6 protein-coding genes are annotated in these 10463 nt (G+C 38.2%); 3 read left to right on the forward strand and 3 right to left on the reverse strand.

The window, feature by feature from the left end; genetic code table 11:
• Nucleotides 1–31 precede the first annotated feature (31 nt).
• Complete coding sequence (locus tag QM524_RS24480) at nt 32–1519, forward strand: xylulokinase (RefSeq protein WP_283346665.1); 1488 nt, start codon at nt 32–34, stop codon at nt 1517–1519.
• 327 nt (nt 1520–1846) lie between these two features.
• On the opposite strand, the gene QM524_RS24485 is transcribed toward QM524_RS24480, so the two are convergent.
• Entirely contained in the window at nt 1847–3142 is a 1296-nt protein-coding gene (locus tag QM524_RS24485; protein WP_283346666.1) for a Gfo/Idh/MocA family protein, read from the reverse strand.
• Nucleotides 3143–3360: 218 nt separating this feature from the next.
• Between QM524_RS24485 and QM524_RS24490 the strand changes: the two genes are divergently transcribed.
• On the forward strand, nt 3361–6288 hold the full coding sequence (locus QM524_RS24490; protein WP_283346667.1) for a PAS domain S-box protein: 2928 nt from the start codon (nt 3361–3363) through the stop codon (nt 6286–6288).
• A 116-nt stretch (nt 6289–6404) separates the two neighbouring features.
• Here QM524_RS24490 and QM524_RS24495 read toward each other — a convergent pair whose 3' ends face one another.
• Nucleotides 6405–6977: a TetR/AcrR family transcriptional regulator gene (locus QM524_RS24495; RefSeq protein ID WP_283346668.1), complete on the reverse strand. Its 573-nt coding sequence runs from the start codon at nt 6975–6977 to the stop codon at nt 6405–6407.
• A gap of 207 nt (nt 6978–7184) precedes the next feature.
• On the opposite strand from QM524_RS24495, the gene QM524_RS24500 reads away from it, so the two are divergent.
• The gene (locus QM524_RS24500; protein WP_283346669.1) at nt 7185–7712 is read left to right on the forward strand and encodes a ferritin; all 528 of its coding nucleotides are present in this window, start codon (nt 7185–7187) and stop codon (nt 7710–7712) included.
• A 66-nt stretch (nt 7713–7778) separates the two neighbouring features.
• On the opposite strand, the gene QM524_RS24505 is transcribed toward QM524_RS24500, so the two are convergent.
• Nucleotides 7779–10253, reverse strand: coding sequence for a glycoside hydrolase family 9 protein (locus tag QM524_RS24505; protein ID WP_283346670.1), 2475 nt, complete (start codon nt 10251–10253; stop codon nt 7779–7781).
• Nucleotides 10254–10463: the final 210 nt, after the last annotated feature.

The following is a 10463-nucleotide window of genomic DNA, read 5'->3' on the forward strand; positions in this document are numbered from 1 at the left end:
ATAAAAAAAGCAATCTTTAATATATTCCTCTATGCTTTTACTAGGAATCGACATTGGTACTTCTTCCATTAAAGCTTCGGTTGTGGATGGCGCAACAGGTCAATTAGTAGCGTCTGCTCAATACCCTGATACCGAAAACACTATCTCCTCACCCTACCCAGATTGGGCAGAGCAAGATCCTGAAATGTGGTGGGATTGCGCGGTAAATGCCATTAAGCGCTGTAACAATTCGGGCAAATACAACCCTAAAGATATTCAAGCCATCGGTATTGCCTACCAAATGCATGGATTGGTCATGGTAGATAGAGACCATCGTGTCCTTCGCCCATCTATTATTTGGTGTGATAGCCGTGCCGTGGAAATTGGAAACAAAGCATTTCAAGAAATTGGTGAGGAAAAATGTTTGTCACATTTACTCAATTCTCCTGGGAATTTTACGGCTTCAAAACTAGCTTGGGTAAAAGCCAATGAGCCACGCGTGTATGGTTCTGTGTATAAGATTATGCTTCCGGGCGATTTTATTGCGATGAAACTCACCAATTCAATTACTACCTCCAATTCAGCGCTTTCTGAGGGCATTTTCTGGGATTTTAAAGAAAATACTGTTTCTGAGGATATTCTAAAATATTATGGTTTTCCTAAAACTGTTTTACCTGAATTAAAACCTGTATTTTCGAATCATGGGGAGGTGAGTAGTTCTATGGCAGACCTGACAGGACTGCAAGCTGGAACTCCTGTATGTTACAAAGCAGGTGACCAACCCAACAATGCTTTATCCTTAAATGTTTTGGAACCCGGTGAAGTTGCTGCAACTGCTGGTACTTCAGGGGTGATTTATTCTGTTTCTGACCAAATCAGTTATGACCCACTGTCACGTGTCAACACGTTTGCACACGTCAATCACCAATTAGATGGTCTCAATCGCTTGGGAACTTTGTTATGTGTAAATGGTACAGGAATCCTGAATCGTTGGATGCGTGATCAAGTGGCTTCACAATGGTCCTACAGCCAAATGAATGATGCTGCATCTGCCATCAAGGCTGGGGCTAATGGTTTGTATATTTTACCTTTTGGCAATGGTGCTGAGCGAGTATTATCAAACAAAACTATTCATTCGACCATAACTGGGCTAAACTTTAATGTGCATACCACTGCCCATATGATTCGTGCGGCGCAAGAGGGTATTGCATTCTCCTTGAAATATGGGGTTGACATTATGGCAGAAACAGGTACAGCTCCTACTGTTATTCGTGCAGGAAAGGCCAATATGTTCTTAAGTGACGTATTTACAAAAGCGTTAGTCAATACCATTGGCGTGGCAGTTGAGTTGTATGATACAGACGGTGCAAAAGGTGCAGCTTTGGGCGCTGGTATTGGAAAAGGATTCTTTGCTCAGCCAAAAGAAGCCTTCGAAAATATGAAATCAATAGGAACTGTAGAGCCTGAAAAAGAATTACAAGAACAATATCAATCTGTATATTCTAGCTGGAAAAGCATTTTGGACAAACAGCTTAAGTAAGTTAGTACTCAAAATAAAGTGTAAGATTGTACATTGAGCTTTCAGATATCGGCTTTCGGCGATGGGCTATGGGAAAAATGCATGTCCGTGGTCGTTAAAAACATTTTAACACTCTTTGCCTTGTGACTGTTGCCTTGTCACTAAAAGACTAAATCTTATTCTGCACGATTACTTAATAATACTGAAGCGTGAATGTAAATTTTTAATGATCTGATCTTTGCATTCACAAATACTTTAGCAGATAAATAAGCTACTTGGTTATAAGCTTTTCTTCATTTTCCACAGGCGTGCGAGGCAACTCACACGCCTATGGAAAATGAAGAAAAATTATACCGAAGGATATTCCCAAGGTTTGCGATATTCTCTTCTTAATAATTTGTTAGCTTCTGGGTCATTGAGAATAATTTCTTTCTCACCATCCCAAATAATACTGCGACCTACTTTAGCAGAAAGCATACCCAACAAACTCATATTGGTTGAACGGTGTCCTACTTCAATATCACAAAGAGGTGGTTTATGGGTTTTGATAGACACCAAGAAATTTTGCCATAATTCACGGATATTCTGGTCATCGGGTTTGTTAAGGACTGGATCCTCGTGCAAAATTGGTTTATTTTTGTTAGCAGGATAAAAAGTCAAGCCATCTTGCCATCCCATGTGAAAAGTACCTTCTGTGCCGTAAAAATAACAACCGACGTTGGTGCGCTCGGCTTCGTTGGCTGCAAATAACCTATGCTCCCATGAAACATGAAAGTTTTCAAACTCATAATTTACCAATTGCATATCTGGCGCATCCGTATTGTCTTTGCGAATATGTCGTGCCATAGTTGAGTAAATTTTTCGAGGATATTTTTCTTCCATACACCAAAGAATCTGATCCATCCAATGTATTCCCCAATCGCCAAGTTGTCCATTTGAAAAGTTGAGAAATTGTCTAAATCCTTTCGGATGAATAACCTTGTTGTAGGGAATCAACGGCGCTGGACCGCAATACATATCCCAGTCTAATCCTTGAGGGACTTCCGAATTAGGAACTACCGTACCCGCGCCTCCGCCGTAGTGCACAAATGCCCGAATCATACCAATTTGTCCAACTTTTCCTGAACGAATAAAATTCATGCCTGAAATATTATGCGGAGAAACTCGCCTGTGTGTTCCCACCTGCACAATTCGGTCATATTTACGAGCAGCATTTACCATAGCTCGACCTTCCATAATGGTATGCCCGATGGGTTTTTCTACATATACATTTGCCCCAATCTCCATCGCAGCAATCGCAATCAGAGGATGCCAATGGTCGGGCGTTGCCACAATTACGATTTCAGGTTTTTCTCGATGAAGCAATTCTCTAAAATCACGGTAACGCTTCGGACTGTCGCTGCACAAGGAAGAAACCTCTTTTAGCGCATTGTTTAATTGATTTTCATCGACATCACACAAGGCTACCACCTGTGACTCACCTGCTCTGATGGCCTCTCGAAGAATATTCATTCCCCACCAACCTGTACCAATAAGAGCCGTTTTGTATTTGTTAACCTTGGAAGATAATGCAGGCAATAATGGTAAACTCGAGTAGTATAGACTAGCCGAGGAAGAATATTTGATAAAATCTCGTCTTTTCATAGTTTTTGAAGGGTTAAAAACTCAATATACTGATTATCAAGGAATCTATTATGAGTTTTTACAGGTGAATAAAAAGTCATCTGAGATAGTAACATAATTTTTTGACACTCACACGGAAAAATCTTCACTAATTGAAAGTAATTTTACCCAAAACGACGCTTTCTTCCTTAAATTGATGTATATTTGACGTATAGGCTTACTACTTAATCACCGCCAATATGATATTACGAAAAGCCCTTACTTTTAGTGATAATCAAGAAAATATCCTCCAAATAGAGCAAAAACTGAGAAGTATGGAAATAAGTACTTCGGAGACTTTTGCTTTAGCTGATGATATCTTCTCTAAAACACTCATTAAATCCAAGCCTGATTTTATCTTCATAGATGCTTCTTATTTTGAAACATCAGAATTTAATATTTTCTCACAAACAGATCATTTAAGCCATACATTTGGAAACTCTTCTATCATAATTTTGTGTAGAATTATCGACCCCACAATTCAACGAAATTTTCTACAGGCAGGAGCTCAAGATTGCATATTATGGAATGACTTTTTACAAAACGATATAGAGAAAAACTTATTTTTTGCCAAAGAAAGACAAGTTTTGAGAAGTCGCTTCAAGAAAATTGCTAACGATTATAAGCAACTTTTTGATGCGAATCCACTCCCTATGTGGGTATACAATGTGGAAAATGGACAATTTATCAAAGTAAATCAAGCAGCCTGTCAAAAGTATGGATATACGCTAAAGGAGTTTTACCAACTTTCAATTCAAGATTTGGTTGGCAATTCCCCAACAGACAGTCCTCTCATTTCTGATCAGTTTGTTACACATCATACCAAATCTGGACAGCTTATATATGTAGAGCTTACCTCACATCCAACCATATACAAAGGAACTGATGCGGTATTAGTATTAGCTCATGATGTGACTGCAAGGGTAAAGGCGGAACAAGAAAAAAACGTTGCTTCAAAACAACTTTTCTTAATTTTTGAACACTCCTCTGATGCAATTCTGCTAACCGATAGCGAGGGTAAAATTCTAGAGGTCAATAGCGCCTCCGAAGAGCTTTTTAATGCATCAAAGACATTTCTCCAAAACAAGTCGCTCGCAGAAATTGTAAAACCCGAATTCAACATGCCTTTTGACAGTTTGTGGGAAAAATTTCATGCGATCGGCAAACATGAGGGTAAAATTTCACTAAAATCAAGCCATAACGATACCAAAATAGCCTCTTGGCGTGCCTTAGCCAATATTAGGGAAGGCATCCATTTACATATTTTTAATGACGTCACGGAATCTGAACTCAAGGTTAGAGAAAATGAGTTAAACAGTAGAATTCTCTCTTCTATCAAAGATTCCTTTACGCTCAAAGCCACCTTAAACGCTATCAGTAACAATATTAGATTATTTACAGGTTGGGAAAACGTAGAATTTTGGCTACCCGATTCTCAAAATCAATTATTGTTTCTTGCCAGCTCGTCGGCAAACCCTAATAATGCGCAGTTTGTCAATTTTGCTGAAGCTTCTCGTCATAGAACAAGAGGTTTCACTGAGAAAAGTATTTCCAATAATTCATGGATTAGCAAGTCGGCCTATTGGTTCAACGACCTGTATCATCATGAAAGTTTTAGTCGCCAAGAGCTTTTAGACCCCAATCTTCATTATACAGCCGTTTCGATTCCTATCTTCGAATCTCCCAATAGTGATCAGATCGTAGGAATCATTATATTGATTACCGACCAAGAAGTTTCTTATGATTCTTACCTGACAGGTATTTTATCCAAGGTTGCAGGCGGCTTAGGGAATCTCATTGAGAAAGTGAAAGCGAGAGAAGAACTTTCAAATTTATTCGATTACTCGGCAGATTTAATTTGTATAGCAGATAAAAATGGTTTTTTAGTAAAAACCAATCCTGCCTTTTCTAATGTACTCGGATTTTCGGTAGAAGAATTGAAGTCGAAAAGATTCACAGATTTAATTCATCCTGATGATTTAGAAACTTCGGCTCAGCAAATTGCCAAACTCTACCAAGGTGAAATCATTCAAGCACACGCCAATCGATATCAGACCAAAGCTGGCACTTATCGTCATTTTGCTTGGGTGGCCGTTCCAGACCCGAATGGTAAACAAGTATTTGTAATTGGACGAGATGTAACAGAGTTGAAGGCACAAACAGATTTGATTCTGAAAAATGCGGAGCAAACCCGAAATATGCTCGAAAGTATCACGGATGGGTTTATTTCGGTAGATAAATCATGGAACGTAAACTATTGGAATGCTTCTGCTGAGCGAATTTTAGGTATTGAGAAAGAGGCTGTTTTGAATCAAAATTGCCTAAGCCTTCTTCAAGAATTATCTCCAGAATTAGCGACAATGTTTGAAGAGGCTAGCAAAAAACATACCTCCTTATTTCTAGAAACATACCTTTCCCAACAAAATATTTGGATAGAATCTACAGCCTATCCTTCAAATGAAGGATTATCCGTGTATATTCGTGACATAACTCTTGCAAAAGAACACAGTCTCGCAATTGCCACTATGCAAAAGAATTTAGAAGCCATTATTAACGCTACAACCGAATTGATTTGGTCGGTTGATAAAGAGTATAACTTGACCATTGCCAATAAAGCTTATGTTGATATGTTATCAGATTTGGTTGGTAACCCTATCAATTTAGATACTTCTACAGCACGCGAATCACTTAGTGAAGCCGTCAAAGCAAAATGGCGTGCATACTATCAGCGTTGTATGCAAGGAGAACCTCACTCAGTGATTGAGGACTTGGCTACCTACCATCCTGCTGGAAAACGCTTGAGAGCCATCGTTAATTTCAATCCAATTTATGACCATCAAGGTAATGTTACTGGGGTCGCTTGTTTTGCAAAAGATATTTCTGAATTAACTCAGAAAATGGAAACAATCGACCAGCAATCTAATCAGTTGAAGGAGATTGCTTGGTTTCAATCCCATGCAGTAAGACAGCCATTGGCCAAAATACTTGGGATAGTCGACTTTTTGGAAGTAACAGAGGCAGAGTTAGACCAAGAAACAGCACAACTTCTTACAGACCTAAAAGGTTCGGCTCAGGAGTTAGATGATGTGGTAAAAACTATTGTCAAGAAAGCACAGCGAAATGATTAAATAGATAAATGCTGTTGATAAAATATTTCTCCAAAACACGTCATTTCATTTAAACTGCTTAAATAGGATGACGTGTTTTGGAGAAGAAAATTATAGAACGTGCCACATCACCGATATTAATGAATCGCAATAGCGTCCCACATCATATCGATGCATTCCTCTATTTCTTTGGGGCTCAAGGTATGTAATTGTACAGATAACTCCCCGACTGCTCCGCATAGCATAATTAGGATAAGGGTAGTTGAGCTCTTTTTCAGATAGCCTTCTGCCTGACCTGTTTCTATCAATTCGTAAAGTGGCTTTAAAGCCTTATCCTCTTCAGCTATAATTGTATCATTCTCTCCCTCATTATACGGGGAACGAGCATACTGTTCAAAAAAGATTTGTACCTCTGGATTCGTGGCAACGCGACTCATATAATTGCTCAAAGCTGCCTTAAATCTTTCTTCAAAGGGAACATCCTGCGGCAGATTTTCAAAAGAAAGTTCAGTTTCTTTCTTGACCAAATAAACGTAGAGATTGTCTATAAGATCTTTTTTGTCCTTGAAGTAAATATAAATTGTACCAGTGGCGACCCCAACCTCCTTGGCAAGAAGGCTCATCTTTAATCCAGAAAGACCAATTTTGGAAATCATTGATAATGCTTTTTCCAAAATCAATTTTTCTTTTACATCATCTTTAGTTCTCATAATAGTAATTAAATAAGGTATTGTTTGCAGTGGTTTAAATAATTTTAAATCTATTCTTTCAAAAATGGCTATTAAGAGAGGTAATCGACGAGTATGTACTAAATATAATTAGAATAATTCCAAATTTTATCAAAAATCCCCAAGTTTAAAACTTTTATCATGATTATGTTATTAATATTGTGATAACTAATTAAGCTACAAAAGGATATGAAAGATTTGATGAGACAGAGAACTTCTTTGAAGGAGGAAATCGAAATTGCTCTAAACGCACAATGTAAAATGGAAGCAGAAGCTTCGCAAAAGTATTTGGCGATGGCTTCATGGCTCGACCGCAATGGATTCGAAAAATCTGCCGAGTATCTTTATTCACAAGCAGAAGAGGAACGTGAACACTTTTTAAAGCTTTTTAAATATATTAATGAAGTTGGTGGTACTGCAATAACTCCAACGATTGGAGAAGTTATTCAAGAATATCCTTCCTTCAAAAGTGTATTTGAAGCGGCTCTTCAAAGTGAAATTTCTGTGACAAATGCCATCAATAAAATCGTGGCAAAATGTCGTGAAGAAAATGATTATGCTACCGAACAATTCATGATGTGGTACGTGGTAGAACAAAGAGAAGAAGAGAAAAACGCACGTCGTGCTTTGGAACTCTTTGATTTAATTGATGTTGAAAGCGCTACTGGAAAATTTGCTTTGGATAAAGAGATTGGCAAAATTGGCGCAGAAGAATAAGAATTCGAGTATAATTAAACAAGGGTGCGACTAAAGTCGCACCCTGTTAAGAAAAAAATAAAGATTTTATTTTAGCTTCTCAAACTTATATCCTTTATTCTGCAATTCGGTAATCAGCATTTCTAGTTTATCATAAAATTTATCGGTTCGCTTCTCCCCTACGCCCACATGTGTGAGCAATAAAGCACCATTCAGTCCTGTACTAGACTTGGTTTCAAAATTGAGAATTCTTATATAGATTTCGTCCGAACTTAGATAGTTTTTAGCGTCGGGAGTTGTATAATCTGCCTGTGAAGAAGTTCCACTTGTATTATTGACGAGCTTCAAACCCATTTCTGCAGTCCAATCACTGATGCTTTGATTATACCATTCGTAAGCTGGCATAAAATAATTTATTTGAGAGGATGAAACACCCAACTTTTCAATTTCAGATATATTATTTTGTAAATCGTTCATAAAGCTTGTTTTATCCACCAATAAGGAATCACGTTTTTCCCAAGAAGCATATAACAAATGTTTATCTGAATGGGGGCCTATATAATGCTTTTGTTGAACCAACTGCTTAATGGTTGTTTGAAAAGATGGATTTCTCAAATAATCACCTGTCAAAAAGAAATTAGCTTTGATACCTTTTTTCTGCAAAACCTTTAAGACAGTCGAAGCACCTTCGTTAAATTCATGTGCCGTAAAACACAGATATATCTCCTTTTTAGTAGTATCCAGACGTACAATTCCGCCTAGTGATTGAATGTTGTTTGTTACTTGTAATTTACGTCCTTCTTTTTCATAAAAAGATAGTAAGAAAGATAAACTTGCTGTTCCATCCATGGTAGGCTCATCGGTAGAATAATCGCCAAAATCGTCATGATACACTGCCAATTTTGATTGAAAATCAGCATATTCATCTTGATGATATAAGGTTATTCCTATCAATTTACTCCAAATAGAACCATAAACTGGGCCATCGACTAAGCCTCCATCAATTTTGTAATTGTACAAATGCGTAAATGCAGAATGTGGATCTGTTGGGGAGAGTTTGGAAGTCGGAAACCCACAAATCATACTTGTTCCCCACGGATTACACCCCATCAGCCAGTCACACAGCGCCATTTCCATAGACTGATACTTAGTCGAACCCGTCAGTTGTCGGAACAAAATAGATTGTGTCAGTATCCCAGCGACATAGTTGTTGGAACACCACACAAATGGCACCCCGTTGAGAAATGGTGTATTTTTTCCTCGCTGAAAAACCTTTTCCAAACCTGACTCCATGTAATTGATAAAAGCCTTATCCTTGGCTTCTTTTGCCATAAAATAATGTCCTAAATTAACAAAAGGATACCACTGGTAATGTCGGGCGGTGTCGGCACCCATCCAAGGTGTGGTGGGTTCTTGATGACCAAAATGTGAAGCTTCTTGCCAGATTTCGGACTTCTGGGTTATTTTGGCTAATTGTGTAGCTGCTAATTCCATATCGTCGACCCAGTTGTCTTCCTCATAAAAATACGGCGCACCTCCTGGCGCTGTTTGCGATACGCCAGGTTTTTCTTTGCCAAAAGTGTAAGCGTCTAAGGCTCTTGCTTTCAATGATTCGGCAAATTGAGGATAATATTTTGCCAAAATTTCACTTCCTAAAGCAAACGTTGAAGCAAATTTTCCAACCGTTGAAGCTACCCCAGTTGTACGATTTTTATGTTTGTAACCTTGAATTTTTCCAGTAATAAAATACACAGGGCGAGCTAGTCCCTGATTGGTGGCGTATTGTACTTTATCGAGAGTGGGCAATCTCAAACCTTTGTGATCACGGTCGTCGGCTAATTGGTTGTAGTACTCGTGTGGTGCAGGGTTCATTTTCACTAGCCAATCCAAACCCCATTTGGCTTCATCCAAAATATCGGGAATACCATTTTTCCCCACATTTCCCCAAGCGTCATGAAGGTCTTGATACACCTCAGGATTTTGCTGGTAGGCAAATAGCATTTGAAAAGTAGCATTTGCGGAGGTTGTTACATATTGTAAATAATCGGATGCATCATGCCAGCCTCCAGATACATCGAGGTGTGTCGAATCTTTCTTAGGGTCGGGATGATACACAACAAATCCGTCAGCTCGGTGGCATGAATCTTTTAAAAAAGGATTATACCCACTTCGTTGCTGGCGCATATATTTCAAAATAAAATCAGCCGAGCCTCTAAAAACCTCTGCATCTATCCGAAAAACTGGAGATTGAGCTTGAGAGGTTTTGATAAAATAAGTCCCTGATTTTTTGAATTTTGAAAAATCTAATCTAGCAGTTGATTGAAAAGGGCCATATGCTCCTGTTGAAACCAATGTCTTTGATTGAAAAACGACCTTCTGCGTTTTAACCTCTATCAGCTCAAAAGTACTCGGTACCTGTGGGTCTTTACTAACCCAAACCGCCACTTTAGGATAATTAGGCAAATATCCCAACTGATTGATTCGTATCCATTGGTTCGCTTGTCCAAGGATTGTCAAAGAAAGAAAATTAAATAGGAAAATGAAGTGTAATCGTTGTAGCATCTTTTTTCCTCTAATTTATTCAAATCCTAGAACAGGCTACACAGGTTTGTGGGGAAGATGATGGAATAATTAAAAAATAAAGATTTTACCATTGAAGTCATCTTGACTTTTGGTAGAATTGCTTAAAAATAAAAAAGGTTGCTGATATTTGTTTTGCGAACCATACCAAGCAACCTTTTATGTACTACGTACTCAGCAAAGATATAATAG

The sequence above is a fragment of the Flectobacillus roseus genome (assembly GCF_030056595.1).
Lineage (GTDB): Bacteria > Bacteroidota > Bacteroidia > Cytophagales > Spirosomataceae > Flectobacillus > Flectobacillus roseus.